The organism is Streptomyces sp. ERV7 (assembly GCF_001653515.1).
Taxonomy (GTDB): Bacteria; Actinomycetota; Actinomycetes; order Streptomycetales; family Streptomycetaceae; genus Streptomyces.
Genome location: NZ_LYOY01000040.1, coordinates 511,599 through 537,642, shown reverse-complemented (window position 1 = coordinate 537,642; position 26,044 = coordinate 511,599). Strand labels below are relative to the sequence as shown.

General features: G+C 70.8%; 27 protein-coding genes and 4 tRNA genes. 20 read left to right on the top strand and 11 right to left on the bottom strand.

The window, feature by feature from the left end; all coding sequences use genetic code 11:
* Positions 1-24 precede the first annotated feature (24 nt).
* Together A8W25_RS16990 and A8W25_RS16985 are read left to right on the top strand one after the other, a co-directional pair.
* A complete protein-coding gene (locus A8W25_RS16990) occupies positions 25-1,128 on the top strand; it encodes a Leu/Phe/Val dehydrogenase (RefSeq protein WP_067162371.1) in 1,104 nt (367 codons plus the stop codon).
* 281 nt (positions 1,129-1,409) lie between these two features.
* On the top strand, positions 1,410-1,673 hold the full coding sequence (locus A8W25_RS16985; protein WP_067162369.1) for a DUF3073 domain-containing protein: 264 nt from the start codon (positions 1,410-1,412) through the stop codon (positions 1,671-1,673).
* A gap of 165 nt (positions 1,674-1,838) precedes the next feature.
* Here the strand turns inward: A8W25_RS16985 and purM are convergent, their stop codons facing one another.
* The 5 genes from purM to purS all read right to left on the bottom strand — a co-directional run bounded on the left by purM (position 1,839) and on the right by purS (position 7,856).
* Positions 1,839-2,906, bottom strand: a complete 1,068-nt coding sequence (purM, locus tag A8W25_RS16980) for a phosphoribosylformylglycinamidine cyclo-ligase (RefSeq protein ID WP_067162367.1) — start codon at positions 2,904-2,906, stop codon at positions 1,839-1,841.
* Between the two features lie 46 nt (positions 2,907-2,952).
* Positions 2,953-4,479 carry an amidophosphoribosyltransferase gene (gene purF, locus A8W25_RS16975; protein WP_067162366.1) on the bottom strand — a complete coding sequence of 509 codons (1,527 nt, stop codon included), beginning with the start codon at positions 4,477-4,479 and terminating at the stop codon, positions 2,953-2,955.
* A gap of 199 nt (positions 4,480-4,678) precedes the next feature.
* Positions 4,679-6,928: a phosphoribosylformylglycinamidine synthase subunit PurL gene (purL, locus tag A8W25_RS16970; protein ID WP_067162364.1), complete on the bottom strand. Its 2,250-nt coding sequence runs from the start codon at positions 6,926-6,928 to the stop codon at positions 4,679-4,681.
* Positions 6,928-7,608, bottom strand: a complete 681-nt coding sequence (gene purQ / locus A8W25_RS16965) for a phosphoribosylformylglycinamidine synthase subunit PurQ (RefSeq protein ID WP_067162362.1) — start codon at positions 7,606-7,608, stop codon at positions 6,928-6,930. The genes purL and purQ overlap by 1 nt, the downstream gene beginning before the upstream one ends.
* On the bottom strand, positions 7,605-7,856 hold the full coding sequence (purS, locus tag A8W25_RS16960) for a phosphoribosylformylglycinamidine synthase subunit PurS (RefSeq protein ID WP_067162360.1): 252 nt from the start codon (positions 7,854-7,856) through the stop codon (positions 7,605-7,607). The genes purQ and purS overlap by 4 nt, the downstream gene beginning before the upstream one ends.
* Positions 7,857-8,187: 331 nt before the next feature.
* Here purS and A8W25_RS16955 point away from each other — a divergent pair, with 331 nt between their 5' ends.
* From A8W25_RS16955 to A8W25_RS16920, 8 genes are all read left to right on the top strand, one after another.
* Entirely contained in the window at positions 8,188-8,505 is a 318-nt protein-coding gene (locus tag A8W25_RS16955) for a histone-like nucleoid-structuring protein Lsr2 (RefSeq protein ID WP_067162358.1), read from the top strand.
* Positions 8,506-8,639: 134 nt separating this feature from the next.
* A tRNA-Gly gene (locus A8W25_RS16950) sits at positions 8,640-8,711 on the top strand.
* Positions 8,712-8,790: 79 nt separating this feature from the next.
* Positions 8,791-8,863 (top strand) — tRNA-Gly (locus A8W25_RS16945).
* A 133-nt stretch (positions 8,864-8,996) separates the two neighbouring features.
* A complete protein-coding gene (locus A8W25_RS16940; protein ID WP_067162356.1) occupies positions 8,997-9,920 on the top strand; it encodes an ABC transporter ATP-binding protein in 924 nt (307 codons plus the stop codon).
* Positions 9,917-10,726 (top strand): ABC transporter permease, encoded by an 810-nt coding sequence (locus tag A8W25_RS16935; RefSeq protein ID WP_067162354.1) that lies wholly within the window; start codon positions 9,917-9,919, stop codon positions 10,724-10,726. Before A8W25_RS16940 ends, A8W25_RS16935 begins: the two co-directional genes overlap by 4 nt.
* A 17-nt stretch (positions 10,727-10,743) precedes the next feature.
* Positions 10,744-11,994 carry a sensor histidine kinase gene (locus A8W25_RS16930; protein ID WP_234386481.1) on the top strand — a complete coding sequence of 417 codons (1,251 nt, stop codon included), beginning with the start codon at positions 10,744-10,746 and terminating at the stop codon, positions 11,992-11,994.
* A complete protein-coding gene (locus tag A8W25_RS16925) occupies positions 11,991-12,632 on the top strand; it encodes a response regulator transcription factor (RefSeq protein ID WP_067162352.1) in 642 nt (213 codons plus the stop codon). The genes A8W25_RS16930 and A8W25_RS16925 overlap by 4 nt, the downstream gene beginning before the upstream one ends.
* A 22-nt stretch (positions 12,633-12,654) precedes the next feature.
* A tRNA-Gly gene (locus A8W25_RS16920) sits at positions 12,655-12,727 on the top strand.
* A gap of 63 nt (positions 12,728-12,790) precedes the next feature.
* On the opposite strand, the gene A8W25_RS16915 is transcribed toward A8W25_RS16920, so the two are convergent.
* On the bottom strand, positions 12,791-13,702 hold the full coding sequence (locus A8W25_RS16915) for a phosphoribosylaminoimidazolesuccinocarboxamide synthase (RefSeq protein ID WP_067162350.1): 912 nt from the start codon (positions 13,700-13,702) through the stop codon (positions 12,791-12,793).
* Between the two features lie 84 nt (positions 13,703-13,786).
* Positions 13,787-15,250 (bottom strand): N,N-dimethylformamidase beta subunit family domain-containing protein, encoded by a 1,464-nt coding sequence (locus A8W25_RS16910; RefSeq protein ID WP_067162348.1) that lies wholly within the window; start codon positions 15,248-15,250, stop codon positions 13,787-13,789.
* Positions 15,251-15,425: 175 nt separating this feature from the next.
* Between A8W25_RS16910 and A8W25_RS16905 the strand changes: the two genes are divergently transcribed.
* Together A8W25_RS16905 and A8W25_RS16900 are read left to right on the top strand one after the other, a co-directional pair.
* Positions 15,426-15,722 (top strand): type II toxin-antitoxin system VapB family antitoxin, encoded by a 297-nt coding sequence (locus tag A8W25_RS16905; RefSeq protein WP_053725882.1) that lies wholly within the window; start codon positions 15,426-15,428, stop codon positions 15,720-15,722.
* A 159-nt stretch (positions 15,723-15,881) separates the two neighbouring features.
* Positions 15,882-16,517 carry a LytR C-terminal domain-containing protein gene (locus tag A8W25_RS16900; protein ID WP_079126136.1) on the top strand — a complete coding sequence of 212 codons (636 nt, stop codon included), beginning with the start codon at positions 15,882-15,884 and terminating at the stop codon, positions 16,515-16,517.
* Here A8W25_RS16900 and A8W25_RS16895 read toward each other — a convergent pair.
* Both A8W25_RS16895 and A8W25_RS16890 read right to left on the bottom strand, forming a co-directional pair.
* A complete protein-coding gene (locus tag A8W25_RS16895) occupies positions 16,417-17,523 on the bottom strand; it encodes an AfsR/SARP family transcriptional regulator (RefSeq protein ID WP_067162344.1) in 1,107 nt (368 codons plus the stop codon). The genes A8W25_RS16900 and A8W25_RS16895 overlap by 101 nt on opposite strands.
* Before the next feature lie 137 nt (positions 17,524-17,660).
* On the bottom strand, positions 17,661-18,659 hold the full coding sequence (locus A8W25_RS16890; protein ID WP_067162342.1) for an ArsR/SmtB family transcription factor: 999 nt from the start codon (positions 18,657-18,659) through the stop codon (positions 17,661-17,663).
* A 275-nt stretch (positions 18,660-18,934) separates the two neighbouring features.
* On the opposite strand from A8W25_RS16890, the gene A8W25_RS16885 reads away from it, so the two are divergent.
* Complete coding sequence (locus A8W25_RS16885; protein WP_067162340.1) at positions 18,935-19,588, top strand: hypothetical protein; 654 nt, start codon at positions 18,935-18,937, stop codon at positions 19,586-19,588.
* 725 nt (positions 19,589-20,313) lie between these two features.
* Here A8W25_RS16885 and A8W25_RS16870 read toward each other — a convergent pair.
* Both A8W25_RS16870 and upp read right to left on the bottom strand, forming a co-directional pair.
* The gene (locus A8W25_RS16870) at positions 20,314-21,396 is read right to left on the bottom strand and encodes a serine hydrolase domain-containing protein (RefSeq protein ID WP_067162334.1); all 1,083 of its coding nucleotides are present in this window, start codon (positions 21,394-21,396) and stop codon (positions 20,314-20,316) included.
* Positions 21,397-21,444: 48 nt separating this feature from the next.
* A complete protein-coding gene (gene upp, locus A8W25_RS16865) occupies positions 21,445-22,080 on the bottom strand; it encodes a uracil phosphoribosyltransferase (protein WP_067162332.1) in 636 nt (211 codons plus the stop codon).
* Positions 22,081-22,193: 113 nt separating this feature from the next.
* Between upp and A8W25_RS16860 the strand changes: the two genes are divergently transcribed.
* The 7 genes from A8W25_RS16860 to A8W25_RS16835 all read left to right on the top strand — a co-directional run bounded on the left by A8W25_RS16860 (position 22,194) and on the right by A8W25_RS16835 (position 25,815).
* Positions 22,194-22,388 carry a hypothetical protein gene (locus tag A8W25_RS16860; protein ID WP_067162330.1) on the top strand — a complete coding sequence of 65 codons (195 nt, stop codon included), beginning with the start codon at positions 22,194-22,196 and terminating at the stop codon, positions 22,386-22,388.
* Positions 22,389-22,533: 145 nt separating this feature from the next.
* Positions 22,534-23,103, top strand: coding sequence for a hypothetical protein (locus A8W25_RS16855; RefSeq protein WP_234386479.1), 570 nt, complete (start codon positions 22,534-22,536; stop codon positions 23,101-23,103).
* Between the two features lie 44 nt (positions 23,104-23,147).
* Entirely contained in the window at positions 23,148-23,576 is a 429-nt protein-coding gene (tadA, locus tag A8W25_RS16850) for a tRNA adenosine(34) deaminase TadA (protein ID WP_067164154.1), read from the top strand.
* A 114-nt stretch (positions 23,577-23,690) separates the two neighbouring features.
* Positions 23,691-23,775 (top strand) — tRNA-Ser (locus A8W25_RS16845).
* Between the two features lie 431 nt (positions 23,776-24,206).
* Positions 24,207-24,368: a hypothetical protein gene (locus A8W25_RS34410; protein WP_180357221.1), complete on the top strand. Its 162-nt coding sequence runs from the start codon at positions 24,207-24,209 to the stop codon at positions 24,366-24,368.
* A gap of 64 nt (positions 24,369-24,432) precedes the next feature.
* Entirely contained in the window at positions 24,433-24,726 is a 294-nt protein-coding gene (locus A8W25_RS16840; protein ID WP_067162326.1) for a Dabb family protein, read from the top strand.
* A gap of 237 nt (positions 24,727-24,963) precedes the next feature.
* Complete coding sequence (locus A8W25_RS16835; RefSeq protein WP_067164152.1) at positions 24,964-25,815, top strand: RNA polymerase sigma factor SigF; 852 nt, start codon at positions 24,964-24,966, stop codon at positions 25,813-25,815.
* The last annotated feature ends 229 nt before the right edge of the window (positions 25,816-26,044 follow it).

Below are 26,044 nucleotides of genomic sequence, written 5' to 3'. Positions count from 1 at the left end.
GCTTCGTACTTGGGAGTCACCACCGTGACCGATGTGACCGGCGACGCTGTCAGCTCAGCAGACGTTCTGCACACCCTGTTCCGCTCGGACCAGGGTGGACACGAACAAGTCGTGCTGTGTCAGGACCGCGCCTCGGGCCTCAAGGCCGTCATCGCCATCCACTCCACCGCCCTGGGCCCGGCCCTCGGCGGAACGCGCTTCTACCCCTACGCGAGTGAGGCGGAGGCCGTCGCCGACGCACTCAACCTCTCCCGCGGAATGTCCTACAAGAACGCCATGGCCGGACTCGACCACGGCGGCGGCAAGGCCGTCATCATCGGCGACCCGGACACCGTGAAGACCGAGGAACTCCTGCTCGCCTACGGGCGGATGGTGGCCTCGCTCGGCGGCCGTTACGTGACGGCGTGCGACGTCGGCACGTACGTGGCGGACATGGACGTCGTGGCGCGCACGTGCCAGTGGACGACCGGCCGCTCCCCCGAGAACGGCGGCGCCGGCGACTCCTCCGTGCTCACCGCGTTCGGCGTCTTCCAGGGCATGCGGGCCAGCGCCCAGCACCTGTGGGGCGACCCGACGCTGCGCGGCCGCAAGGTCGGCGTCGCGGGCGTCGGCAAGGTCGGCCACTACCTGGTGGAGCACCTGGTGGCGGACGGCGCCGAGGTCGTGATCACGGATGTACGCGAGGAATCGGTACGCCGGATCCTCGACAAGCACCCGGGCAGCGTCACCGCGGTCGCCGACACGGACGCGCTGATCCGGGTGGAGGGGCTGGACATCTACGCCCCGTGCGCCCTGGGCGGCGCGCTCGACGACGAGACGGTCCCGGTCCTCACCGCGAAGATCGTGTGCGGCGCGGCCAACAACCAGCTGGCCCACCCGGGCGTCGAGAAGGACCTCGCGGACCGCGCGATCCTCTACGCGCCCGACTACGTGGTCAACGCCGGCGGTGTGATCCAGGTGGCCGACGAGCTGCACGGCTTCGACTTCGACCGCTGCAAGGCGAAGGCCTCGAAGATCTTCGACACCACGCTGGCCATATTCGCACGTGCGAAGGAAGACGGGATTCCGCCGGCCGCGGCGGCCGACCGGATCGCCGAGCAGCGCATGGCCGAGGCGCGCGGTCACTGACCCTCGCGCCGCCCCGATCCGCCGACCGGCGAGAGAAGACTCACGCCGGTCGGCGGGTCGGACGCCAAGAAGAGGTTAAAATCGCGGTTGACCAGCGAGGAAAGGGCTCCTTGCGGGTTCTGCGAAGTGGCACGTCATGCGGGCGGCGTACCGTATGGCCGCGGAAGCAGGTACCGTTGAAGCCCTACGGACACGGTCTCTCCACGGAGAGCCCGTTCCGACTCATGAACGCGTGTCAAGACTCTGGGGCCGTTGAGCCCCGTCACCGAGGGGGTCGAGCCATGGGGCGCGGCCGGGCAAAGGCCAAGCAGACCAAGGTCGCCCGCCAGCTGAAGTACAGCAGCGGCGGGACTGACCTGTCGCGTCTGGCCAACGAGCTGGGCGCATCTACTCCGAATCCGGCAGTGAGCCAACCGCCTAACGCGGAGCCACTGGAGGACGACGAGGATGACGACCCGTACGCCCGCTATGCGGATCTGTACGGCAATGACGACGAGGACGAGGACGAAGAGTCCGGCCCGTCGTCGCAGCGCCGCGGCGCTTGACTTCGCTGATCCCTCTTTCGCAGCAGGCCTTTTTCCTGCCGCACTGAGAACACACCAACCCGGTCCAGGGCCTCAGCCCCGGACCGGGTTCTGTGCTGCTCGGGTTCCGTCTGCTCGGCTTCTGTGCGGCCCGGGAGAGGCCGTGCGGCCCCTCCCGTACGCCCGCTACTTCGCGTAGTCGCCGGTGAGCTCGGCGCCGGTGGTGTGAGCGCCGCGCTCGGTGATCCGGCCGGCCACCCAGGCGTCCACGCCCCGGTCCGCCAGCGTCGTCAGGGCCACGTCCACCGAGCCCTCGGGGACGATCGCGATCATGCCGACGCCCATGTTCAGCGTCTTCTCCAGCTCCAGCCGCTCGACCTGGCCGGCCGTGCCCACCAGGTCGAAGACCGCGCCCGGCGCCCAGGTCGAGCGGTCGACCGTGGCGTGCAGGTGGTCCGGGATGACCCGGGCCAGGTTGTTGGCGAGACCGCCGCCGGTGACATGGCTGAAACCGTGTACCTCGGTGGTACGGGTCAGGGCCAGGCAGTCCAGCGAGTAGATCTTGGTCGGCTCCAGGAGCTCCTCGCCCAGGGTCCGCCCGAACTCCTCGACCTGCTGCTCCAGCGACATCTTCGCCCGGTCGAAGAGCACGTGCCGGACGAGTGAGTACCCGTTCGAGTGAAGTCCGGACGACGCCATGGCGATGACGACGTCACCCGTGCGGATACGATCCGCGCCGAGCAGCCGGTCGTACTCGACCACGCCGGTACCGGCGCCGGCCACGTCGAAGTCGTCCGGGCCCAGCAGGCCCGGGTGCTCCGCGGTCTCGCCGCCGACCAGCGCGCAGCCCGCGAGGACACAGCCCTCGGCGATGCCCTTCACGATGGCGGCGACGCGCTCGGGGTGCACCTTGCCGACGCAGATGTAGTCGGTCATGAACAGCGGCTCGGCGCCGCACACGACGAGGTCGTCGACGACCATGCCGACGAGGTCGTGGCCGATCGTGTCGTACACGCCCATACGGCGGGCGAGGTCGACCTTCGTGCCGACGCCGTCGGTGGCCGAGGCGAGCAGCGGACGCTCGTAGCGCTTGAGGGCGGAGGCGTCGAAGAGTCCGGCGAAACCGCCGAGGCCGCCGAGCACCTCGGGGCGCTTGGTCTTCTTCACCCACTCCTTCATCAGCTCGACTGCGCGGTCGCCCGCCTCGATGTCGACGCCCGCGGCTGCGTAGCTGGCACCAGTGGTCTCAGACATGGCTCTGAAGAACTTTCGTGTCGTACTGCAGGGTTTGTGCGGGCGCCTACGGGCGGCGCAGCGCGTCGGCCGCCGCCGTGGCGGCGGGACCGGCCGCGAGCTCGGTCTCCAGAAGCTGCTTGCCGAGCAGCTCGGGGTCCGGGAGCTCCATCGGGTAGACCCCGTCGAAGCAGGCGCGGCAGAGGTTGTCCTTGGGGATGGTGGTCGCCTCGATCATCGCGTCCGTCGAGATGTACGAGAGCGAGTCGGCGCCCAGCGAGGTGCCGATCTCCTCGATCGTCATCCCGTTGGCGATCAGCTCGGCGCGGGTCGCGAAGTCGATGCCGAAGAAGCACGGCCACTTGACCGGCGGGGACGAGATCCGGATGTGGACCTCGGCGGCCCCGGCCTCGCGGAGCATCTTCACGAGGGCGCGCTGGGTGTTGCCTCGGACGATCGAGTCGTCCACGACCACCAGGCGCTTGCCCCGGATGACTTCCTTGAGCGGGTTCAGCTTCAGCCGGATGCCCAGCTGGCGGATGGTCTGCGAGGGCTGGATGAAGGTGCGCCCGACGTAGGCGTTCTTGACCAGGCCCGAGCCGTACGGAATGCCGCTGGCCTCCGCGTAACCGATCGCGGCGGGGGTGCCGGACTCCGGAGTCGCTATCACCAGGTCGGCGTCGACAGGCGCTTCCTTGGCGAGTTTCCGCCCCATCTCCACCCGGGAGAGATAGACGTTCCGCCCGGCGATGTCGGTGTCGGGGCGGGCCAGGTAGACGTACTCGAAGACACAGCCCTTGGGCTTCGCTTCCGCAAATCGAGAGGTGCGCAGACCGTTCTCGTCGATGGCGACGAGCTCGCCCGGCTCGATCTCGCGGACGAAGCTGGCGCCGCAGATGTCGAGGGCGGCGGTCTCCGAGGCGACCACCCAGCCGCGCTCCAGGCGGCCGATGACCAGCGGGCGGATGCCCTGCGGGTCACGGGCGCAGTAGAGCGTCTGCTCGTCCATGAAGACCAGCGAGAACGCGCCCTGCACCTGGGGAAGGACCTTGGCGGCCGCCTCCTCGACGGTGAGCGGCTTGCCGTCGTCGTCGGTCTGCCCCGCGAGCAGGGCGGTGACGAGATCGGTGTCGTTGGTGGCGGCGACCTGGGTCGCGCGACCGTTCTCCTTCGGCAGGTCGGCGACCATCTCCGCCAGCTGGGCGGTGTTCACCAGGTTGCCGTTGTGGCCGAGCGCGATCGAGCCGTGGGCGGTCGCCCGGAACGTCGGCTGCGCGTTCTCCCACACGGAGGCACCGGTGGTCGAGTAGCGGGCGTGACCGACCGCGATATGACCCTGGAGGGAACCGAGGGAAGTCTCGTCGAAGACCTGGGAAACGAGCCCCATGTCCTTGAAGACAAGGATCTGGGAGCCGTTGCTCACCGCGATTCCCGCGGATTCCTGGCCCCGATGCTGGAGGGCGTAAAGCCCGAAGTAAGTGAGCTTGGCGACCTCTTCACCCGGAGCCCAGACGCCGAAGACGCCGCAAGCGTCCTGGGGGCCTTTCTCGCCGGGGAGCAGATCATGATTGAGTCGACCGTCACCACGTGGCACGCCACCGAGTGTAGGCGAGATCGACCACTGGTCCGAATTGGGGATACGGACGAGAGGGGGGTGGTGGGCGGTTTGTGGCATCTGCCGGAGGCTCCGACCGGCGGGTTTTCGCCGGGGGCCGGGAATTTGGCGCCCGGGGAATGTGACGGAGGTCGCGTGGGGGTGAAGGGGGCGGGGTGGGGCAACTACCCGCGTCCCACTACGCCAGCAGCGCCGGAATCGTCGCCTCGTGCACCGTCCGCAGCTCGCTCAGCGGCACGCTGAACTCGCCCTGGACCTCGACGGACGCCCCGTCGACCACACCGATCCGCGCCGCCGGCAGCCCCCGCGCCCCGCACATGTCCGTGAAGCGGAGCTCCTCGCTGCGCGGGACCGCGACGACCGCCCGGCCCGCGGACTCGGAGAAGAGGAAGGTGAAGGCGGAGAGGCCGTCGGGCACGACCAGGCGCGCGCCGTTTCCGCCCCGCAGGCAGGACTCGACGACCGCCTGCACCAGACCACCGTCGGACAGGTCGTGCGCCGCGTCGATCATGCCGTCGCGCGAGGCGGAGATCAGGATCTCGCCGAGCAGCTTCTCCCGGTCCAGATCCACCCGCGGCGGCAGCCCGCCCAGGTGGTCGTGGACCACCTGGGACCACGCCGAACCGCCGAACTCCTCCCGGGTGTCGCCCAGGAGGTAGAGCAGCTGCCCCTCCTGCGCGAACGCGATCGGCGTACGGCGGTTGACGTCGTCGATCACACCGAGGACCGCGACCACCGGCGTCGGGTGGATGGCGGTGTCACCGGTCTGGTTGTAGAGCGAGACGTTGCCGCCCGTCACCGGCGTACCGAGCTGGAGGCACCCGTCCGCCAGGCCGCGCGTGGCCTCCGCGAACTGCCACATCACGTCCGGGTCCTCGGGGGAGCCGAAGTTCAGGCAGTCGGAGATGGCGAGGGGCTTCGCGCCCGACGCCGCCACGTTGCGGTACGCCTCCGCCAGCGCGAGCTGCGCACCCGTGTACGGGTCGAGCTTCGCGTACCGGCCGTTGCCGTCCGTCGCCATCGCGACACCGAGGTTCGACTCCTCGTCGATGCGGACCATGCCCGCGTCCTCGGGCTGCGCGAGCACCGTGTTGCCCTGCACGAACCGGTCGTACTGGTCCGTGATCCAGGACTTGGACGCCTGGTTGGGGGAGGAGACGAGGCGAAGGACCTGCTCGCGCAGCTCCTCACCCGTCGACGGCCGCGGCAGCTTGCCCGCGTCGTCCGCCTGGAGCGCGTCCTGCCAGGACGGACGCGCGTACGGGCGCTCGTAGACCGGGCCCTCGTGCGCCACCGTCCGCGGCGGTACGTCCACGATCTGCTCGCCGTGCCAGAAGATCTCAAGCCGCTCGCCGTCCGTCACCTCACCGATGACGGTGGCGATGACGTCCCACTTCTCGCAGATCTCCATGAACCGCTCGACGTACCGCGGCTCGACGACCGCGCACATGCGCTCCTGCGACTCGCTCATGAGGATTTCCTCGGGCGAGAGCGTCGCGTCGCGCAGCGGGACCGTTTCCAGGTCCACCCGCATGCCGCCGGATCCGGCGGAGGCCAGCTCCGAGGTCGCGCAGGACAGGCCCGCGCCACCGAGGTCCTGGATGCCGGCGACCAGCTTCTCCTTGAAGATCTCCAGGGTGCACTCGATGAGGAGCTTCTCCTGGAAGGGGTCGCCGACCTGGACGGCGGGGCGCTTGGCCGGGCCGGTGGACTCGAAGGTCTCCGAGGCCAGGACCGACACACCGCCGATGCCGTCGCCGCCCGTGCGGGCGCCGTACAGGATCACCTTGTTGCCGGGGCCGGACGCCTTGGCGAGGTGGATGTCCTCGTGCTTCATCACGCCGATGCAGCCGGCGTTGACCAGCGGGTTGCCCTGGTAGCACTCGTCGAAGACGACCTCGCCGCCGATGTTCGGCAGACCCAGGCAGTTGCCGTAGCCGCCGATGCCCGCGACCACGCCCGGCAGGACGCGCTTGGTGTCGGGGTGCTCGGCCGCGCCGAAGCGCAGCGGGTCGACGACCGCGACCGGGCGGGCGCCCATCGCCAGGATGTCGCGGACGATGCCGCCGACACCGGTGGCCGCGCCCTGGTAGGGCTCGATGTAGGACGGGTGGTTGTGGGACTCCACCTTGAACGTGACCGCGTAACCCTGGCCGACGTCCACGACGCCCGCGTTCTCGCCGATGCCGACGAGCATCGCGTCGTTCTCGGGGACCTTCTCGCCGAACTGGCGCAGGTGGACCTTGCTGCTCTTGTACGAGCAGTGCTCCGACCACATCACGGAGTACATGGCGAGCTCGGCGCCGGTGGGGCGGCGGCCCAGGATCTCGCGGATCCGGGCGTACTCGTCCTCCTTGAGGCCGAGCTCCTTCCAGGGCTGCTCGACGTCGGGCGTCCCGGTGGCGTGCTTGACGGTGTCGAGGCTCATCAGGCGTTGACCAGCTTCTTGAGGATCGAGGTGAAGAAACCGAGGCCGTCGGTGCGGCCGGTGCCGATCAGCGGCTCCACGGCGTGCTCGGGGTGCGGCATCAGGCCGACGACGTTGCCGGCGGCGTTGGTGATGCCGGCGATGTCGCGGAGCGAGCCGTTGGGGTTCACGTCCAGGTAGCGGAAGGCGACGCGGCCCTCGGCCTCCAGCTCGTCCAGCGTGCGCTCGTCGGCGACGTACCGGCCGTCCATGTTCTTCAGCGGAACCTGGATCTCCTGGCCCGCCTCGTAGTCGGCGGTCCACGCGGTGCGCGCGTTCTCCACCCGCAGCTTCTGCTCACGGCAGATGAAGTGCAGATGGTTGTTGCGGAGCATGGCGCCCGGCAGCAGGTGGGACTCGGTGAGGATCTGGAAGCCGTTGCAGATGCCGAGGACCGGCATACCGGCCTTCGCCTGCTCGATGACCGTCTCCATCACCGGCGAGAAGCGGGAGATGGCTCCGGCCCGCAGATAGTCGCCGTAGGAGAAGCCGCCGGCCAGCACGACCGCGTCGACCTGCTTGAGGTCCTTGTCGCGGTGCCACAGCGACACCGGCTCGGCACCCGCGATCCGCACGGCCCGCAGGCTGTCGCGGTCGTCGAGCGTCCCGGGGAAGGTGACGACACCGATGCGAGCAGTCACTTGGACTCCTCGACCTTCACGGTGAAGTCCTCGATGACGGTGTTGGCGAGGAACGTTTCAGCCATCTCGTGGATGCGGGCGAGGGCGGCCTCGTCGAGGGGCCCTTCCACATCCAGCTCGAAACGCTTCCCCTGGCGGACGTCCGCGATCCCCTCGAAGCCGAGACGGGGCAGTGCACGCTGCACCGCCTGTCCCTGCGGGTCGAGGATCTCCGGCTTGAGCATGACGTCGACTACGACGCGTGCCACTGGCACTCCCGTGGTGGTGTGGTGCGAAGGCGGTTCCCTCAGAGTACCCGGCCGGAAAATCTACGCGAGTAGATATCGGAGGTGTCCGATCACGTTCCGGTTTCGGGCGCGACAACGTGTGGGAAAAATCCCGGGAAAAACCGTCCGCGCACATTGCGATCGGACACGCGGATGCAATTGGCTGGGCTTCACAATGCAATGCCTGCGGCTGTACAAAGGCTTCTCGGGGGAAACCCGAGAGAAACAGCATTGCTCCAAAACCGCCGGAAGGCCGGGATCGCCGCACGTCAGACACGTGGGAACGGCGGACCGTAGGAAGGAACCGATATCCGTGGCTCAACGCGTAGTGGTCACGCTCTCCGACGACCTGGACGGCGGAGAAGCGGCGGAAACGGTCACGTTCGGCCTGGACGGGAAGGCCTACGAGATCGATCTCAATCTCGTCAATGCGAAGAAACTGCGTAAGGCTCTTGCGCCCTACGTGGAGGCCGGGCGCAAGCAGTCGAGGTCCGGGAAGGTCTTCCGGCACACCAGCGTCGCCCCCGACCCGGCGGCGGTCCGCGCCTGGGCCCGGTCGCACAACATGGAGGTGCCGACCCGGGGACGCATCCCCAAGAAGGTCTACGAGGCGTTCAGCGCGGCGGGCTGAGCCGCCCGGCGGTGCGCGGGGCCGGGGCCCGGACTGGTGGCCCCGGCAACCGAGTTGCATTGCACCCGGGGTGATCAGCTAGAGTCTGGAGCACGCCGAGGGGCAAGGCCGAAAGGCCCGGTCCACCGGAGCGTGCGGGTGTAGTTCAGTAGCAGAACATCCCCCTTCCAGGGGGAAGGCGCAGTGTGCAATTCCTGTCACCCGCTCTGCATCGCTTACCAACCACTCTTGTGGATCAGGTACAGTGGTGTTCGCAACCGCAGGTGAGAGCCGAGCGGCAGCAATGCGGACGTGGCTCAGTTGGTAGAGCATCACCTTGCCAAGGTGAGGGTCGCGAGTTCGAATCTCGTCGTCCGCTCAGTGAGAGAAGCCCCCCGGTCTGATGACCGGGGGGCTTCTTCGTATCCCGGGACACCCCCGCTGACATTTGTCATGGCAGCCGGTGACACCGCGCACTGCCCCCGGCCCCGCTCCCGCGGAACGCTGGACGCATGCCAGATGTGATCGAGGTCGAGGAGCTGCGGCGCACCTACGCCGGGGGCTTCGAGGCCGTTCGTGGAATCTCCTTCTCCGTGGCGCGCGGCGAGCTCTTCGCGCTGCTCGGCACCAACGGCGCGGGCAAGACGTCCACCGTCGAGCTGCTCGAAGGCCTCGCCCCGCCGAGCGCCGGATCCGTCCGGGTGCTCGGCCACGACCCGTACACCGAGCGCGCCGCCGTGCGCCCCCGCACCGGTGTGATGCTCCAGGAGGGCGGCTTCCCGTCCGAGCTGACGGTGGCCGAGACCGTACGGATGTGGGCGGGGTGCACCACCGGTGCCCGGCCGGTGGGCGAGGCGCTGGAGCTGGTCGGGCTCGCCCGGCGCGCGGACGTACGCGTCAAGCAGCTGTCCGGCGGTGAGAAGCGGCGGCTCGACCTGGCCCTCGCCCTGCTCGCCCGGCCCGAGGTGCTCTTCCTCGACGAGCCGACCACCGGCCTGGACGCGGAGGGCCGCCACACCACCTGGGAGCTGGTCCGCGAACTGCGGGACGCGGGCACCACCGTGCTGCTGACCACCCACTACCTGGAGGAGGCCGAGGCGCTCGCCGAGCGGCTCGCCATCCTCCACGAGGGGCGCATCGCCGCCGCCGGGCGCGTGGACGAGGTGGTCGCCGCCCAGCCCTCGCACCTCTCCTTCGAGCTGCCCGACGGCTACCACCTGGGCGATCTCCCGCCGCTCGGCCGGCTCGGCGTCAGCAGCCACCGAACAGAGGGCCGGACCGTACAGCTGAAGACGACCGCGCTCCAGCACGCCGCCACCGAGCTGCTGCTGTGGGCCCGGGACAGCCGGGTCGAGCTGCGCGGCCTCGACATCCGCGCGGCCTCCCTCGAAGAGGCCTTCCTGCACATCGCCCGGGAACAGGAGTCGACCCGATGAGCACCACGGACCTGGCACGGCCGGCTGTCTCCGCACCCCCCGTGAGCACCCCCGCCTCCCGGATGCGCTCGCTCGCCCGCGCCGAACTCACCCTGCTCGGCCGCAACAAGGCGGCGATGTTCACCGCGCTGGTGCTGCCCGCGATGCTCACCTTCTCCATGAGCTCGGCCGTCGACGGCATGGACCTCAAGGAGAGCGGACTGACCGTCGGCACGGTCCTGCTGCCCGGCTCGCTCGGCTACGTCCTGCTCTTCGCCGTCTACTCGGCGCTGGTCGGCGTCTTCGTCGTACGCCGTGAGGAGCTCGTCCTGAAGCGGCTGCGCACCGGCGAGCTGCGGGACCTGGAGATCCTGGCCGGGGCCTCGCTCCCGGCGGTCACGCTGGCGCTGGTGCAGTGCCTGCTGCTCGCGGCCGGCTGCACGGTGGTCCTGGACGTCGCCGCGCCCCGCGCGGTGTGGCTCGCGGTCGCCGGGCTGCTGCTCGGCATGCTGCTGATGTGCGTACTGGCGGCGGCGACCGCGGCCTTCACACGGTCCGCGGAGGGCGCGCAGATCTCGGTGATGCCGATGCTGCTCCTGTCGATGGTGGGCTCCGGCATGGTCGTACCGCTGGACGTCATGCCCGACGCGATGGCGCGGGTCTGCGAACTGCTGCCGCTCTCCCCGGCGATCGCCCTGATCAGGGGCGGCTGGACCGGCGCGCTGGAGTCCGGCGAGGTGCTCGGCCACCTCGCCACGGCGGTGGCCTGGACGCTGCTCGGCGTGTTTGCTGTACGCAAGCGGTTCCGCTGGGAACCGCGGCGCTGACACGGGGGGATGAGAGGGTGCTCGGTCGGATACGCCGGATCGGCGGCTGGCGACGGCGCTGGCAGGAGCGCAGCAGGATCCAGAAGATGGACCTGTACACGCGCAACACCATGAAGACGATGCTCTGGTTCTTCATGGCCACCTGGGGCGGCCTGCCGATGCTCGCGGCCGGCCCCCGGAGCGCGACGAGCACCGCCCTCGGTGTGGCGCTGCTCGCGGTGAACATCACCCAGTGCGCGGTGGGCACCCGCCGCATCGGCCCCGCCTACGACGACTACCTCGGCCACGGCGTCTTCCCCCGCCGCCTCCTGATGGCCCCGGCCGTGCTGCTCGGCGTCGGCACGGCGCTGCTCGCGGCGGTCACCGTGACGGACTCGCGCCAGGTGTTCCCGCTGCTCCTGATCGATCTGCCGGTCCCGCTGATGATCCTGTACGCGCTGCTGGTCCCGGTCCGCCGGTTCCTGCTGCACTGCCTGGGGTACGCGGCCCTGGTCGTCGCCTTCTTCGCGGCCGCCGGGGTGCGGGGCATGGAGCTCGTCGCGCCGCTGCCGATGGTGGTGGCGGCGGGCGCCCTGATGCTGGTCACGGTCCGGCCCGGTGCCTGGGGGCTGCGCAACATGTGGCAGGCCGAGGAGGCCAGGGACGTCCAGGCGCGGCTCGCCGTCGCCGAGGAACGGCTGCGCTTCGGGCGGGACATGCACGACGTGCTCGGCCGCAACCTCGCGGTGATCGCCCTCAAGAGCGAGCTCGCCGTACAGCTGGCCGAGCGCGGCCGGCCGGAGGCGGTGGCCCAGATGGTCGAGGTCCAGCGCATCGCGCGGGAGTCGCAACGAGAGGTACGGGAAGTGGTGCGCGGATACCGCGAGGCGGACCTGGGGGTCGAACTCGACGGCGCCCGGGGCGTGTTGGAGGCCGCCGGGATCGACTGCGCGGTCACCGGCACGGCGGCCGGGCTCCCCGCCGGGGTGCAGTCGGCGCTCGGCTGGGTGGTGCGCGAGGCCGCCACCAATGTGCTGCGGCACGGCAACGCGCGCCGCTGCGCGATCCGGCTCGCCGCCGACGGCCCGGCCGTCACCCTGGTCGTGGAGAACGACGGCGTCCCCGACCTGGCCCCCGCCGCCCCCGGCTCGGGCCTGGCGGGTCTGCGCGAACGGCTCGCCCCGATGGGCGGCACGCTGGCGGCGGCCCGCACGGGCGAGTGCTTCCTGCTGACGGCGACCGTGCCGCTGCGCAGCGCGGCGGAACTGGGCGAGGAGATCCCCGTATGACGACATCCGACAGCGCGAAGCCCGGCACGGCGCCCGTACGCGTCCTGCTCGCCGACGACGAGCATCTGATCCGGGGCGCGCTCGCCGCGCTGCTCGGCCTGGAGGACGATCTGACGGTCGTCGCCGAGGCCGCGTCCGGGCCCGAGGCGCTGGCGATGGCGCGGGCGCACCGGCCCGATGTGGCCGTCCTGGACCTGGAGATGCCGGGGGCGGACGGTGTGACTGTCGCCACATCCCTGCGCGCCGAACTGCCCGACTGCCGAACCATGATCGTGACCAGCCACGGGCGGCCCGGCCACCTCAAGCGGGCGCTCGCGGCGGGGGTGCGCGGCTTCGTACCGAAGACGGTGAGCGCCCAGCGGCTCGCCGAGATCATCCGCTCCGTACATGCGGGAAACCGCTATGTGGACCCGGAGTTGGCGGCCGACGCGATCTCCGCCGGGGACTCCCCGCTGACCGCCCGGGAGGCGGAGGTCCTGGAGCTCGCGGCCGACGGGGCACCGGTCGCGGAGATCGCGGAGCGGGCCGGACTCTCCCAGGGGACGGTCCGGAACTACCTCTCCTCGGCCGCCTCGAAGCTGGGTGCGGAGAACCGTCATACGGCGGTGCGTCTCGCACGCCGCCGGGGTTGGGTATAGTTGGCTCCGCGCTACGGCGCATGCGGACGTGGCTCAGTTGGTAGAGCATCACCTTGCCAAGGTGAGGGTCGCGAGTTCGAATCTCGTCGTCCGCTCAGTGAGAGAAGCCCCCCGGTCTGGTGACCGGGGGGCTTCTTCGTGCGTTCAAGGACGGGCGCTCAGCTCCAGCTGATGCCGGTCAGCTGCTCGTACGCCTCCAGGTACTTGGCCCGGGTGGCGTCCACGACGTCCTGCGGCAGCGGGGGCGGCGGCAGCTCGCCGTGGCGGTCCCAGCCGGAGGCGGCGGAGGTCAGCCAGTCCCGCACGTACTGCTTGTCGTACGACGGCTGGGCGCGGCCCGGCTCCCAGGTCTCGGCGGGCCAGAAGCGCGAGGAGTCGGGCGTGAGGACCTCGTCGGCCAGGACCAGCCGCTCCTCGCCGTCCACGGTCTCGAAGCCGAACTCGAACTTGGTGTCCGCGAGGACGATCCCGCGCTCGCGGGCGATGTCGCGGGCGCGGCCGTAGACGGCGAGGGTCGTCTGGCGCAGCAGCGCGGCGGTCTCCGCGCCGACCTGGCGGGCGACCTCCTCGTACGACACGTTCTCGTCGTGGTCGCCGACGGCCGCCTTGGTGGCGGGCGTGAAGATCGGCGCGGGCAGCTCGGAGCCGTTGCTGAGCCCCTCGGGCAGGGCGAGCCCGCAGACCGTGCGCGACTCGTCGTACTCGACGAGCCCGGAGCCGGTGAGGTAGCCGCGCGCCACGCACTCGACCGGGACCATCCGCAGCGACTTGCAGACGAGCGTGCGCCCGGCCCAGTCGGCGGGGGCGCCCTCGGGGAGGTCGGTGGAGAGCACATGGTGGGGGACGAGGTCGGCCAGCCGGTCGAACCACCACAGCGAGAGCTGGGTGAGCACCCGGCCCTTGTCGGGGATCTCGGTCGGCAGCACCCAGTCGTACGCGGACATCCGGTCGCTGGCGACCATCACCAGGTCGCCGTCCTCGTTCTGGTAGAGGTCGCGCACCTTGCCCGTGTGGAGGTGGGTCAGGCCCGGGACCTGAATCGGCTCGGGCTTTTCTACAAATCCGGACACGGTTCCTCCGCGTAGATTGATCCAGGAGCACTTCCGATTCTCTCGCACGCGACGGGTACCCGTCGCAGGGGGTTGTTCCCGCCGCTAGTCCCTCTTGCAGATCCGGTCGAGGAGATTGGCCGTGGCGCGCTGGACGCGGGGGTCGGTGTGGCCGGGCCGGTCGAGCGCCGGGGACCAGGCGAAGGTGCCGGAGGCGAAGACCAGCGCGCCGGAGGGGGCCCGGTAGAGCGAGGTCTCCTGGTGCCGGGTCGCGCCCTCCCCGTCGCGGTACGGCGAGTGGGCGAGCAGGATGCGGTCCTGGTGCTCGGGGAGCGCGGTACGCGGGAAGTAGCGGTCGGCCTCGCCCGCCACCAGCCCGTCGATCTCGTCGCCCTCGCCCGCGCCGGTGGCCTCCCAGAGCCAGTGCTTGGCGTTCCGCACGACCAGCGGGGACGGCTCGGGCACCCGACCCGCGTACTGGATCCCCAGCAACTGCTGCTCGGGACGGGCGACTTCGCGCCACAGCGCGGGCCGTCCGGGCCCTCGCCGCTTGCGGCAGGTCAGCAGCCGGTCGGGGATCCCGGAGGGCGAGGGGGCGAGCTCGATCTGCCAGTACAGCGTGTTGGCGGAGAGGAACACCAGCGAGGTGCCGGACTCCCGGGCGAGCTCGGCCGTGCGGCGCATCGGGGCCGACCAGTACTCGTCGTGGCCGGGGAAGACGAGTCCCCGGTAGCGGGTGGGGTCGACGCGCCCGGCGTGCAGATCGCGGGTGTCGGCGTACGCCAGGTCGTATCCGTACCGCTCGGCCCACCGGATGAAGTCGTACGCGTGCCCCACGTGCAGCGGCAGCCCCGCGCCCGCGTACGGCCGGTCGAAGGAGACGGTGATGGCGGCGTCCTCCTCCCCGAGGAGCCGGCCGTCCCCGTCCCACGCGTGGTAGAGCGAGGCGCCGGTACGGCCGTCCTCCGGGAAGAGGTTGTAGGCCTGCCAGGTGATGTCGGGGAGCAGCAGCAGCAGATCGGCCGGATGGCTGTCGCGCACGGTGAAGGGGATGTGCGACCGGTATCCGTCGGCGGTGGTGAGCACGGCCACGTAGGCGCCGATCGAGGCGTACGAGGGGACCTGGTAGCGCCAGGAGAGCCACCAGTGGTGGCAGGACACGGTCCGGTTGGCGGCGAGCGGCGCGGGCTGCACGATCCCGGCGAGCCGGGGGCTGGTCGCGACATGGGCGGCGCCGTCCCCCCCGTAATGCCCGATCCGGTAGATGTCGACGGAGAACTGCTGCGGCGGATCGACGGTGATGTGGAAGTCGATCGCCTCACCGGGCGCGACGGCCCCGGTGGAGGTGAACCCCTTGATCTGCTTCCGTACGTCGTCGGCGGTACGGGGTCCGGGCGCGTTCCCGACGCCGGGCCGGGCGGTCTCGACGTACCAGGGCACGACGTGCCCGGTGTCGTCGAAGTAGTGCTCCCCACCGCGCAGCCAAGGCAGCGGCCCCTGCCCGAAGGGATCCGAGACGGCGTGCGCGAGCGCCCCCGACTCCCACCGCCGGATCTGCTCCGCCCCCATACCACTCCCCTCCCTCACTCCGTGTCCGCCCCGGCGCCACACCCGGCGTCGCGCCCGGCGTCTCGTCGCTGTCGGTCATGGCGAGCCCCCAATGTCGGGTTTGCGGCACTCCGCCCAGGATCGCACTCGCGCACCATGGCTGCGCCCGGAGCCGCTTGCCCGGTAGGCTTTCCGTGTGATCTTCAAGCGCATCGGAAGCGGGCGGCCGTACCCCGACCACGGCCGGGAAAGCACCCGGCAGTGGGCGGACGTCGCGCCGCGCCCGGTCCGGCTCGATCAGCTCGTCACCACGAAGGGCCAGCTCGACCTGGAGACCCTCCTGGCGGAGGACTCGACGTTCTACGGCGACCTCTTCGCCCACGTCGTGAAGTGGCAGGGCGATCTGTACCTGGAGGACGGGCTGCACCGCGCGGTGCGCGCGGCGCTCCAGCAGCGCCAGGTGCTGCACGCGCGCGTGCTGGAAATGGACTGAGGAGTTCCAGTCGGCGTCCGCACGACGCCGTCCCGGCCCTCGCCGGACCCCCGTCCGGGCTGATCCTTACTGATCCTTTCGGGCCCTTTACCGCGCATACGGGCGCCATCCATTGATCATTTAGTAGGCATCGCCACCGGGCCGCACTACGCTGCGCACATGAGCATGCTCACTCCCCCCGGCATGGGCGGAAAGTACCGCATCACGGGCGACAAGTACCCGAGGATGCGCCGCCCCCGCCGACGCGGCCGGCTCCTGCTCGCGGCGGTCGCCGCCGTCGTGGCCCTCGGTCTGATCGGCTGGGGGACGATCCAGCTCATCGACGTCTTCGGCGGGTCGGACGACGCGAAGAAGGAGACGGCGGGCGCGAAGCACGACTGCGCGCCGAGCGCGTCGCCGTCCACCGCGCCCGCGGCGGCCGCCGCGCTTCCGAAACCGGCCCAGATCACGGTGAACGTCTACAACGCGACGCCGCGGGGCGGTCTCGCCAAGGAGACGGCCGACGAACTCAAGAAGCGCGGCTTCGCCATCGGCAAGGTGGGGAACGCGCCGGAGGAGTACGACAAGAAGGTCACCGGGAACGGGATACTGCTGGGTGCGCCCGGGGCTACGCGGGGGGCGTTCTCCGTCCTCGGTACGCAGCTGAAGGGTGCGGCGCAGAAGGTCGACGCCCGTACGACCCCGGACGTCGACCTCATCCTGGGCTCGACGTTCCAGACCCTGGACCCGGCCCAGCAGGCGGCCACGGCCCTGGCGGCCCTGACGAAGCCGGCGCCCACGTCCCCCAAGTGCTAGCCCCCGGCCCCCGTTGCGGGGCCTGCGGCCCCTGCACCCCGCTTTCGCGTTGACCTGCGAGCCGGTGGGGGCTGGTCGCGCGGTTCCCCGCGCCCTTGCGGGGCCCGCTCCTCCAGCACCGGACAGGCCGGACCACCCAGGGGCGCGGGGAACTGCGCGACCAGCCACCCACGGTCCGCAGATGAACCAAGGGGTCCCGGGGGAACGAAAAAGCCCCCCGGGGCAACCCAGGGGGCTTACGGGGGCCGAGGCCCCCGGGGAGACGGTCGACCGGGCGCAGCACTTCTTCGAAGGCCTGGGTGAGGCGAGGTCCGGGGCACACGCCCAGCTCCTCGGAGAGCAGCCGCCGCGTGTGGTGGTAGCGCTCCACGGCCTGCGCCCGTTGGCCCGACCGGTGCAGTGCCAGGACCAGCGCCGCCGCCAGCGACTCGCGCAGCGGATACGCGGCGATCTCGGCCCCCAGCTCGGCCGCCGCCCGCCCGTGCTGCTCCAAGGCGCCGTACGCGTCGGCCAGTTGCTCCACCGCGCCGACCCGTTCCTCCTCCAGGGCGCGGGCCGCGTCAAGAAGCAGGGGGCCGGCGGTGGTCCCGGTCAGGGCGGGGCCCTGCCACAGAGCCAGTGCCTGGTGCAGCAGCCGCACCGACTCGGCGGCGTCCGACTGCGTACGGGCCCGCCGCACCAGCTCCTTGAACCGCGCGCTGTCCACCCTGGCCGCCGGCGTGCGCAGTTCATACGCGCCGGTGTGGGTGACGAGGTCCACGCCGTGTGCGGTGCCGCCCGAAGCCTCGATGAGAGTGCGCAGGTGGGAGATGTGGCCCTGGACGACCGAGCGTGCCCGTACCGGCGGCTCCCCCTCCCACAGTGCCTTGCCCAGGGCGGAGACGGGGACGGGCCGATTGGGCAGCAACAGCAGGGCGGCCAGCAGACTGCTCCGCTTGGGCGGGCCGAGCGTCAGCCCGCCCGACTCCGTGTCGATTCCCACCGTGCCCAACAGCCTGAACTCCACCGCGCCTCCTCCTGGCTTGCCTGCAACCCGAAGAGGACGGGGAGTGACACTCGGTTGTCACAGAGCGAGAACGCGCCGTTCCGCGACCGAAAACCACCAGGTGAAGGGCCCTGTGCTGGCAGCCTCCGAGCCGGACCTCACCCCGTCCCGTGGAGCAGCGCCCGTCCCAGCGGGGTGAGCCGGTGGCGGACCGCAGAGCCGGCCCGCTCCGTGGTGAGCAGGCCCGCGGCGCGCAGGATCGCGGCGTGGTGGCTGGCGGTGGCGGGGGACGTGGCGGTGCGCCGGGCCAGTTCGGTCGTACTGGCCGGGGTCGCCGCCGCGTGCAGGGCGCGCGCCCGGGTCGCGCCGAGCAGGGCGTGCAGCGCGCTGTCCGGGGTCGGCCCGGCGACGGCCGCCCACACGGCCCGGTACCCGGCGAGGTCACGGGCGATCGGGTAGTGCAGGACGAGCGGCCGGTCCGGGTCGGCGTTGTCCTGGAGCACCAGGGGGACGGGCCAGAAGAACGTCGGGACCAGCAGCAGGCCCCGGCCGCCCAGCCGCAGGTCCGTGTCCGCCTCGCACGGCACGTGCAGCAGTGGCGCGGCCCAGGTGATCTCGGGGTGCAGGGTGGCCAGGAGTTCGCCGGTCCCGGCGTCGGCGGCGAGCAGGGCGCGCCGGGTGCGGTCGGTGTGGGCGGCGCCGAGGAGCTGGGCCCAGTAGGGGGCCACCGCCAGGTCGTGGTAGGCGTGCAGGGCGCGGTGGACGAGGTCGCCCCACTCGCGTTCGCCCCGGTGCAGCGCGTGGATCCAGCGGGGAGCGCGCGGGCGCAGCCACCGGGTGGCGCGGTGGTCGGCCGCCCACTGCCGGCGCGGCAGGGACCAGGTGTGGTCCAGGCTGTCCGCGAGCGTGGTGGCGGCGGCGTGGACGAACGCCTCCGGCACGTACTCGCCCGCCCCGCCCGGCGCCAGGTCGAACAGCGGCCGCATCTCGGGCCCCAGGCCCTTGCGGGTGCGCTCGCGCCAGCCGGCCAGCGCGATGCCACCGAACTCCCGGCGCTGCACGACGGGCAGGCTCAGGATCGTCTCGGCGAGGGGGTCGGGAGAACGGGCCATGCGCACCCGGGTCAGATCGTCGGGGGTGAAGTGGATACGCAGCACCGTCGCCTCTCCAGGAGTCGGATGTGCGCTCGACGGTAGCCGGGCCGCCGCGCGCCTCGGCCGGACGCCGGGGATCTGTCCGGAAGACAGTGCGCAGAACAGGTCCGCTGTCCGGATTCGAGACGTGTCGAAAGGCTTTGAGGGCTGCCGCGCCCGCTCCCGACACTGGGGGCGACCGGGCCGGGGTGCCGCAAGACAGGCTCTGAGGGGGGGAGGCACCCCGCCCGGTGCCGTCTCCCGGCCGCACGGCCACGACTTGAGGAGCACACCCCGGCATGAGATCCCTGAGACCTTCGCGTCCCCGCACCTGGCAGGCGGGCATCCTCGCGAGCGCCGCCCTGACCGCCACCACCCTTCTCGCCGCTCCCGCCCACGCCGATCCCGGGCCCCAACCGCCCGCCTCCAGCAGCTGCGACCCCGCCGTCGACACCGTCTACTTCGACGCCACCGCCCAGGTCACCCCGGTCGTCACCGACTTCCTCGCCATCAACATCACCGAGGGCAGCACCGGGCAGCGCACCGAGTCGCTGACCCGGATCGACTCGGTGTCCACCACGGTCAACCAGAGCCAGCAGATCTCCGCCTCGCTCGGCGGCCTCTTCGCCCGGGTCAAGATGAAGGTCGGCTTCTCGGTGTCCAGCTCCACCTCGTCGACCACCAGCACCACGGTCACCAACACCTGGAGCTTCAACCAGCCCGGCTACTACGGGCTCTACCGGGGCACCCGGCGCGTCGACGGCCAGTACGTGAAGTACGTCTGCGCCCAGACCGGCTCCACCACCGGCATCTGGGTCAACGCGGTCAAGGGCGGGGTGGGCACGTACACCACGTACGAGAATCCGGAGATCGGCACGGTCGTGCGCAACTGTGTACCGGAGCCCGCGGGATCGGTGCGCCGGGTGGCCCAGGACCGGCTCGGCGTGTGCTGACAGCCGCCCGGCACGCCACCGCCATCCGACCCTTCGACCGAGGAGCAACGACCGTGAAGAGAGCCCTTCGTCACCCCGCCGCCCGGCGCATACGCCTTCTCGCCGCCCTGTTCACCGCCTGTGCGGCGCTGCTGCTGACCGCCGTCCCCGCCTCCGCGTCCTCGGATCCCACCCGCGACGGGTGGATCTGCGACCCGGGCTGGTACCGCATCAACACGTCCAACAACATGGTCTTCGACATCTCGCAGGGCCCCGACGCGAAAGGCTCGGTGCTCCAGTATCCGTACGTGGGCGTCGCCAACCAGAAGTGGCGGGTCTGCCACTGGCCGGGTGACACCTCGACCGCCGACTACATCTTCAAGAGCCAGAAGAACGGCGCCTGTCTGACGCTGTGGGACGTCCTGGACGGCAACTGGGTCACCGAGGGCGACTGCAACGGATACATCTACGGCAACCAGAAGTTCTGGCTCGACCGCATCCCGGGCACCGACAAGTTCACCATGCAGGTCCAGAGCTCAGGAGCGTGGCTGTCGGTGGAAGCGGGCCGGTACGACATCTCGCGCGCCCACATCGTGCAGTACTCCGACCGGGCCGGGGCCTTCTCGCTCACCCCCGCCTGGATCCTTCCGCCCGACCCCGCCGGTGCCACGACGGCCGCCTCGCCGAGGCGGCCGTTCGGCGTGGCGGCCCCGTGGTTGTTCCGCAGGCACCGTGCCACGCGCGGTTCAGCCGCACAGGGCCGTGTCCACCACACTCTCCACGTGCTTCAGGGGCGTCTTGTCGGACTGCTGGACGGTCACCGCGACGTTGGCGGCGCGGCGGGAGCCCTTGTCGGTGACGCCGCCCCGGGTCTCGTATCCCGGGAAACTGCCGCCGTGACCCCAGTAGACACCGCCGCACGACAGCGGCGTGCTCACGAGCCCCAGTCCGTAGCGGGCGCCGTCGGCGAAGGGGGCTCCGGCGGGGACGGTGGTGCGCATCTGGTCGAGCTGGGCCCGGTGGAGGAGACGGCCGTCGAGGAGCGCGGTGAAGAAGCGGTTGAGATCGGAGTTGGTGGAGATCATCTGGCCGGCCGCCCAGGCCCAGGAGGGGTCCATCTCCGTGACGTCCTGCAGGGGCTGGTCCGATGAGTCCCGGTAGTAGCCATGGGGGTGGGGCTCGCGGATGGTCGCGTCACCGCGGGCGGGGAAGTAGGTGTGGCGCAGCCCGATGCGCTGGATGATCCGCCGGTCGATCTCCTCGGCCAGGGAGTGTTTGGTGACCTCCTCGACGATCAGACCCGCGACCACGTAGTTCGTGTTGCTGTACTTCCACCTCTCCCCGTGCGGGAAGTCGGCCTTGTGCCGCAGGGCGAGGTCGAGCAGCTCACGGGGCTCGTAGGGCCGGACCTCCTCGTCGAGCGATTCGAGGTAGCTGGGGAGTCCGCTGGTCTGCTGCAGGACCTCACGGACGGTGATGTGGCGCCCGTCGATTCCGTCGCCGCGTACGACGCCCCGCAGATAGGTGTCGACCGGGGCGTCCAGGCGGATCTTCCCCTCGCCGACCAGTTGCAGCACGACCACCGCGGTGAACGTCTTGGTGTTGCTGCCGATCCGCACCTGGCCGTCCGTGGGCACCTTCGCCCCGGTGGCCCGGTCGCCGACGCCTTCGGCGTACGTACGGGTCCGGCCGTGCTCGTCCCTGACGCTCGCCAGCGCGGCGGGCAGGCCGTCGGAGCGCACCAGCGCGTCGAGGCCCTGCTGGACGGCGTCCGGCCTTGCGGCATGAACCAAGGGGTCCCGGGGGAACGAAAAAGCCCCCCGGGGCAACCCAGGGGGCTTACGGGGGCCGAGGCCCCCGGGGAGACGGTCGACCGGCTATTCGGCCGAGCCGTACATGCGGTCACCCGCATCGCCCAGCCCCGGCACGATGTACCCGTGCTCATTGAGCCGCTCGTCCACAGACGCCGTCACCACCGTCACCGGCGTCCCCGCCAGCTCGCGCTCCATGAGCTCGACACCCTCCGGCGCGGCCAGCAGCACGACCGCGGTCACATCGTCCGCACCACGCTTGATCAGCTCCTGGATCGCCGCGACCAGCGTGCCGCCCGTCGCCAGCATCGGGTCCAGGACGTACACCTGGCGCCCCGAGAGGTCCTCCGGCATACGCGTCGCGTACGTGGAGGCCTCCAGGGTCTCCTCGTTGCGGATCATGCCCAGGAAGCCGACCTCGGCGGTCGGCAGCAGGCGCACCATGCCGTCCAGCATGCCGAGGCCCGCCCGCAGGATCGGGACCACCAGCGGACGCGGGTACGACAGCTTGACGCCCGTCGTCGGGGTCACCGGGGTCTCGATGTCGACCTGCTCGGTGCGCACGTCGCGCGTGGCCTCGTACGCGAGCAGGGTGACCAGCTCGTCGGCGAGGCGCCGGAAGGTCGGCGAGTCGGTGCGCTTGTCGCGCAGGGTGGTGAGCTTGTGGGCGACCAGGGGGTGGTCGACGACGTGGAGACGCATAACCCCCACAGTAACCGGGCGGACGGCCCGCCCGCGCCGCCCGCGCTGGCATCAAACCACCCACCCGAGGGAAGGTGGGAGGGACCGACAGATCCCCGGGGCGGTGCCCACTCATGGCGGACAAGCAGGACGGCAGCGACGAAACGGGCGACGCGCGGCCCGAGACCGACGCCGAGCGGCGGCGCCGGCGCGCCCAGTTCCTGCGCGAGCTGCACGAGGCGAAGGCCCTGCGCGACCGCGTCCAGCCCCGCCGCGCCCGCGCGGCCCGTATGCGCCAGGCCATGCGCATGCGAACCTTCCGCTGGTGACCTGAGAAACGACCGGAACACGACCGGCGCGAGGACCGACGCGGCGCCCGGAGAAACGCAACCGCGGAAGAACTCTCGCAACGGCGTTGTTTCTGCAACGATTCCAGTGAAGCCACGGCCGGGGGGACCCCCAACCGGCACGCCTATGACCAGTGGGAGAGTCACGGTGTACTTCGCCGCACTGCTCGCGCGCACCGAAGACGGGTGGGAAGCGAGCGACACAGAGCTCGACGATGTGGAGACCCTGTCCGACCTCGCCGACCTGGCCCGGGAGGCCACGGCCGACGGGGCCGACGACACGGTGCTCGTCTTCATCGAGCAGGAGGATGTCTGGTTCGGCGTCGTCCGCGTGGACGGCGAGGAGGACCCGCGCATCTACGTCTCCAACGCCGCAGCCGCCGCCCGTTCCTCGTACGGGGAGATCCTCCTCACCGACGAACTGCTCGGCCGGGATCCGGCCGCCGACGACAGCGCCGACGACCTGGACGCGCTGGACCTCGACGGCACGGAGGACGGCGACCTCGACGAACAGGAGGACCCGGACGACGAAGCCGTGGACGCCCTCGACCCGGTGCCCGCGGGTCCGCTCGGGGACACCGCGATCCTCGCCGACCTCGGCGTGAGCGAGGGCCAGCTGCTCACGCTCGACTCGGACGCGCTGGTGGAGATCGCCGACGCGCTGGGAGCGGCCGAGGTCCTGGAGGCCGTGCGCTAGTGGCCGTGGCGCACGATCCCGTACGAGACCCCTGGGCGGAGCCGATGCGCGCCGCCCTGGGGGAGGCCGGGCGGGCCGCGCTGGCCGGCGACGTGCCGGTCGGCGCCGTCGTGCTGTCCGCGGACGGCACGGTGCTCGCCACCGCCCACAACGAGCGCGAGCTCACCGGCGACCCCACGGGGCACGCGGAGATCGTCGCGCTGCGGAGGGCGGCGCTGAAGACCGGCGAGTGGCGGCTGACCGGCTGCACGCTGGTGGTGACCCTGGAGCCCTGCGTCATGTGCGCGGGCGCGTTGGTGCAGTCCCGGGTCGAACGGGTCGTGTACGGGGCGCGCGACGAGAAGGCGGGCGCGGCCGGGTCCCTGTGGGACCTGGTGCGCGACCGGCGCCTCAACCACCGCCCCGAGGTGATCCAGGGCGTCCTGGAGGAGGAGTGCTCCCGGCAGCTGACGGCCTTCTTCCGGGACCGCTGACCGGACGCGGGGCGGGGCGCCGGCCGGGCTCCGGCCGGGCCGTGACCCACGTCTCACCCCGGTCGCCGCATACGGATTTCAAACCACGGGCCACCTTGGGCTAAGCTCTCTCTCGGTAGCGTGTCCGAGCGGCCGAAGGAGCTCGCCTCGAAAGCGAGTGTGGCGCAAGTCACCGAGGGTTCAAATCCCTCCGCTACCGCTCTCAGAAGGGCCCCGACAGCGTCGGGGCCCTTCTTGCGTCCCCGGACGGCTCCGCGGGTCCGTACGCGACGGGTCCGTACGCACGAGAGCCCCGGCCGAGGACGACCGGGGCTCTGGCGTTGGGGACGGGGGGAGCGGCATCGGGGGGACAAGCCGCTCCCCCCGACGAGAACGGGCCTGCAAGTCCATGCCGCGTTCAGGGGGAAGCTCGCGGCGCGGACCCCGCAGTGAGGCCCTGTTCCGGCCCCTCGGATTCCTGCCAGATCCGCTGGGCTCTGGAACCATCCTGCTCCTCCGTCACGTCCGTAACGTCCGGCGAAGGGCCCCGATCCGGGGGCCCTTGGTCCTTAAAGACGGGGTGAGGACGGCGGAAGTGGTGTTGGTTAGACTCACGCGAGCGCACAGGGGAGCCGGGGAGGGTGCACACACGTGGACGTGAAGAAGGTGCTGCTCTACTGCGCGGTCGTCTTCGTGTTGTACACGATCATCACCTCGCCCGTGGAGGCCGCGGGGATGGTCCAGACGGGGTTCGAGGGCATCTCCTCCGCCGCCAAGGGAATCGGCCAGTTCATGACCGAGCTGGTCCGCTGAACCACGCAGTCCTGCTCGTACGATCAGCGGGGGCGCTGACACGTACGTACGGCAAGGAGCACACATGATCCGCCATCTGGTCCTCTTCAGGCTGAACGAGGGTGTGGAACGCGACGAGGCGCGCGTGGCCGCCGGAGTGAAGGCGTTCGAGGAACTGGACGGGCTCGTCCCCGAGCTGAGGTTCTGGGAGTGCGCCTGGAACATCACCGACCGGCCCATCGCCTACGACTTCGCCATCAACTCGGCGGTCGAGGACGCGGACGCCCTCAAGCGCTACCTCGAACACCCGGCCCACCAGGCGGCGGCCGCGCAGTGGCGCGAGTTCGCCACTTGGGTGATCGCCGACTACCCCTTCTGAGACCGCGTGTGACGAGGCCCCGCACCCGGGTGGTGCGGGGCCTTTCGCGTGCCCGGAGGCGGGCAGCGTCGGGGGCTTGTGCCCAACTTGCCCTCAACACGTGGTTATACGGTGCTTGCACACAGTGGACATGTCTTGTGATGCTATGACCGCTTTTGACGGATGAGTCGACGATGGTTCGACCGAAGTTGACCGCGACATTGACCACGCAGTGACCTCAAAGGGGTGGCGTTGACCGTGCCGGCCAGTACCGCACCTCAAGTGCCGCCCCAGAACGAGCCCCAGGAGCCCCCCGAAGGCCATCGGGCCCCTGTCAGGACCAGCAGCCGGGGCGCGGACACCCGGGCGCTCACCCAGGTCCTCTTCGGGCAGCTCAAGGGCCTGCAGCCGGGCACGCCGGAGCACCACCGGGTGCGCGGGGCGCTGATCGAGGCGAACCTGCCGCTGGTGCGGTACGCGGCGGCGCGGTTCCGCTCCCGCAACGAGCCGATGGAGGACGTGGTCCAGGTCGGCACGATCGGGCTGATCAACGCGATCGACCGGTTCGACCCGGAGCGCGGGGTGCAGTTCCCGACCTTCGCCATGCCGACGGTGGTGGGCGAGATCAAGCGGTACTTCCGCGACAACGTGCGCACCGTCCACGTCCCGCGCCGGCTCCACGAGCTGTGGGTCCAAGTCAACGGGGCCACCGAGGACCTGACGACCCTTCACGGCCGCTCGCCGACGACCGCCGAGATCGCCGACCGGCTGAAGATCGGCGAGGACGAGGTGCTCGCCTGCATCGAGGCGGGCCGCTCGTACCACGCGACCTCCCTGGAGGCGGCCCAGGAGGGCGACGGCCTGCCGGGCCTGCTCGACCGGCTCGGCTACGAGGACCCGGCGCTGGCCGGGGTCGAGCACCGGGACCTGGTCCGCCATCTGCTCGTACAGCTGCCCGAGCGCGAGCAGCGGATCCTGATGCTGCGCTACTACAGCAATCTGACGCAGTCCCAGATCAGCCAGGAGCTGGGCGTGTCGCAGATGCATGTGTCCAGGCTGCTGGCCCGGAGCTTCGCGCGGCTTCGATCCGCAAATCGAATCGAGGCATAACCGGATCGAGTGATCCACGTCCGGGTGAACAATCCGGCGGCACATCCGGCACACCCCCTGCTAACTGCGGGTATCCACACCTGACTTGTCGACATGTCACTACAGCGTGTTGCCGACATGTGACATTCTGCTGGAACCGCGTTTGCCGCAGCTCCGCCTCCGGTATTCAGGTGGAGGCTGCGTTCCTCCGATGGTCGTGGCCACCGCGACCGTCCGCGACCTCAAGGGG

What these genes read in the sequence shown, in the direction of transcription:
- A8W25_RS16985 (WP_067162369.1), top strand. Translation starts at nt 1,410, where the DNA reads ATGGGGCGCGGCCGGGCAAAGGCCAAGCAGACCAAGGTCGCCCGCCAG.
- purM (WP_067162367.1), bottom strand. Translation starts at nt 2,906, where the DNA reads ATGTCTGAGACCACTGGTGCCAGCTACGCAGCCGCGGGCGTCGACATC.
- purL (WP_067162364.1), bottom strand. Translation starts at nt 6,928, where the DNA reads ATGAGCCTCGACACCGTCAAGCACGCCACCGGGACGCCCGACGTCGAG.
- A8W25_RS16940 (WP_067162356.1), top strand. Translation starts at nt 8,997, where the DNA reads ATGCCAGATGTGATCGAGGTCGAGGAGCTGCGGCGCACCTACGCCGGG.
- A8W25_RS16935 (WP_067162354.1), top strand. Translation starts at nt 9,917, where the DNA reads ATGAGCACCACGGACCTGGCACGGCCGGCTGTCTCCGCACCCCCCGTG.
- A8W25_RS16925 (WP_067162352.1), top strand. Translation starts at nt 11,991, where the DNA reads ATGACGACATCCGACAGCGCGAAGCCCGGCACGGCGCCCGTACGCGTC.
- A8W25_RS16910 (WP_067162348.1), bottom strand. Translation starts at nt 15,250, where the DNA reads ATGGGGGCGGAGCAGATCCGGCGGTGGGAGTCGGGGGCGCTCGCGCAC.
- A8W25_RS16900 (WP_079126136.1), top strand. Translation starts at nt 15,882, where the DNA reads ATGAGCATGCTCACTCCCCCCGGCATGGGCGGAAAGTACCGCATCACG.
- A8W25_RS16885 (WP_067162340.1), top strand. Translation starts at nt 18,935, where the DNA reads ATGAGATCCCTGAGACCTTCGCGTCCCCGCACCTGGCAGGCGGGCATC.
- upp (WP_067162332.1), bottom strand. Translation starts at nt 22,080, where the DNA reads ATGCGTCTCCACGTCGTCGACCACCCCCTGGTCGCCCACAAGCTCACC.
- A8W25_RS16860 (WP_067162330.1), top strand. Translation starts at nt 22,194, where the DNA reads ATGGCGGACAAGCAGGACGGCAGCGACGAAACGGGCGACGCGCGGCCC.
- A8W25_RS16855 (WP_234386479.1), top strand. Translation starts at nt 22,534, where the DNA reads ATGACCAGTGGGAGAGTCACGGTGTACTTCGCCGCACTGCTCGCGCGC.
- tadA (WP_067164154.1), top strand. Translation starts at nt 23,148, where the DNA reads ATGCGCGCCGCCCTGGGGGAGGCCGGGCGGGCCGCGCTGGCCGGCGAC.
- A8W25_RS16840 (WP_067162326.1), top strand. Translation starts at nt 24,433, where the DNA reads ATGATCCGCCATCTGGTCCTCTTCAGGCTGAACGAGGGTGTGGAACGC.